Source organism: Vibrio harveyi NBRC 15634 = ATCC 14126 = KCTC 12724 (assembly GCF_001591145.1).
GTDB classification, from domain to species: Bacteria; Pseudomonadota; Gammaproteobacteria; order Enterobacterales; family Vibrionaceae; genus Vibrio; species Vibrio harveyi.
Genome location: NZ_BCUF01000145.1, coordinates 1 through 914, shown reverse-complemented (window position 1 = coordinate 914; position 914 = coordinate 1). Strand labels below are relative to the sequence as shown.

Sequence of the window (914 nt, the reverse complement as noted above, 5' to 3'; positions counted from 1 at the left end):
AGTTCTTTTGCTGTGTTCACTACGTTTTCTACAGTGAAACCAAACATTTCGAACAGTTGGTCAGCCGGTGCAGATTCACCGAATGTTGTCATACCGATGATACGACCGTCGAAACCAACGTACTTGTACCAGAAGTCTGCAATGCCAGCTTCTACAGCGATACGTGCAGTTACGTCTGATGGCAGTACTGATTCACGGTAAGCTGCGTCTTGCTTGTCGAATGCATCTGTTGATGGCATTGAAACAACGCGCACTTTCTTACCTTCAGCGGTTAGTTGCTCAGCCGCTTTCACTGCTAGTTCAACTTCAGAACCAGTTGCAATTAGGATTAGCTCAGGCTTGCCATCACTGTCTTTCAGGATGTAAGCACCTTTCGCGATGTCCGCTACTTGCTCAGCCGTACGCTCTTGTTGTGCTAGGTTTTGACGAGAGAAGATAAGTGCAGATGGTGCATCTTTACGTTCAATCGCCAGTTTCCATGCTACTGCAGACTCAACTTGGTCACATGGACGCCATGTGCTCATGTTTGGAGTCAGACGTAGAGACGCGATTTGCTCAACTGGTTGGTGAGTTGGACCATCTTCACCAAGACCGATAGAGTCATGCGTGTAAACTTGGATGTTCTGAACTTTCATCAGAGCAGCCATACGCATAGCGTTACGAGCGTATTCCATAAACATTAGGAATGTTGCACCGTAAGGAACAAAACCGCCGTGTAGTGCGATACCGTTCATGATCGCTGTCATACCGAATTCACGTACACCGTAGTGGATGTAGTTACCAGAGAAGTCGTTCGCTTCTAGAGACTTAGAACCAGACCACATAGTTAGGTTAGAAGGCGCTAGGTCAGCAGAGCCGCCCATGAATTCTGGAAGCATTTGACCAAACGCTTCTAGTGCGTTTTGAGATGCTTT

Annotated in this window: 1 protein-coding gene; it reads right to left on the bottom strand. The window is 47.2% G+C overall.

The annotated features are described in order from the left end of the window. On the bottom strand, nt 1-914 hold a 914-nt coding region (locus VHA02S_RS24900), incomplete at both ends, for a transketolase-like TK C-terminal-containing protein (RefSeq protein WP_009696457.1).